This is a genomic window from Pseudoalteromonas sp. TAE79 (assembly GCF_000498015.1).
Lineage (GTDB): Bacteria > Pseudomonadota > Gammaproteobacteria > Enterobacterales > Alteromonadaceae > Pseudoalteromonas.
This window is the reverse complement of record NZ_AUTL01000070.1, coordinates 1-958: the sequence shown is the minus strand read 5'-3', so window position 1 is coordinate 958 and position 958 is coordinate 1. Positions and strand designations below refer to the sequence as shown.

Annotated in this window: 2 tRNA genes and 1 pseudogene; all 3 read left to right on the top strand. The window is 41.3% G+C overall.

The features are described from left to right. The first annotated feature begins 3 nt into the window (after positions 1 to 3). Positions 4 to 79 (top strand) — tRNA-Glu (locus tag L655_RS0102830). A 92-nt stretch (positions 80 to 171) separates the two neighbouring features. Then, positions 172 to 247, top strand: a tRNA-Glu gene (locus L655_RS0102825). A gap of 195 nt (positions 248 to 442) precedes the next feature. Then, positions 443 to 748: pseudogene (locus tag L655_RS0102820) on the top strand (insulinase family protein); the annotation flags it as partial. Between the last annotated feature and the right edge of the window lie 210 nt (positions 749 to 958).

The window sequence follows — 958 nt, the reverse complement described above, 5'->3', positions numbered from 1 at the left end:
TGTGTCCCCATCGTCTAGAGGCCTAGGACACCGCCCTTTCACGGCGGTAACAGGGGTTCGAATCCCCTTGGGGACGCCACTTACTTATTTTAATAGGGAAGTGTAGTGTTATTAAGAAAGCTCGCCTGAAACGAGTCTAAAAATTCAGTTGTCCTAGTGACACATTTATGTGTCCCCATCGTCTAGAGGCCTAGGACACCGCCCTTTCACGGCGGTAACAGGGGTTCGAATCCCCTTGGGGACGCCACTTACTTATTTTTAATAGGGAAGTGCAGTGTTATTAGCATAAAACCACAAATTAATACCCTCATTTTATACTTCATTTTTATATCAATCTATTTACACTTTGTTACAAAACCAAACCCATAATCACTCCATATTCCTTGTTGTACTTTTAATTAGTCTTTAAACTCATTGAGTTAATTTAAATATGGACTAAAAAATGAAACTCACAAAAATTGCACTTGCTGTTTTACTTGCATCAGGGTTGGCTGCATGTAATAGCTCAACTCAAGCTGTTGATAAAAATATTGTTACAGAAACATCAATTACTGGCGTTACACTTATTGAATCAGTGAAATCTAATGCAGGTGAAATCAACATACCGTATAAAAAATATAAACTAGATAACGGTTTAACTGTAATTGTGCATGAGGATCATTCAGATCCCTTAGTACACGTTGATGTAACATATCACGTTGGTTCTGCTCGCGAAGAGTTGGGTAAGTCAGGCTTTGCTCACTTTTTTGTTTGCCCAGCGAAGCTGGCAAACCCGATAGGCTGAAAGATGCCTTATCACCCTGACTAAGGGGAAGATAATCTGAATGGCAAGGGCGTCACTGGCCAACGGTGGGGTCTGAAGGAAGCCATAAGAAGTTAGAGGTACACAACTAACCGTAACCTGTTTCGGCAGTATTGGTGGGTCAGCGTGCAAAATAGCGCAACGCCCTATACTTAG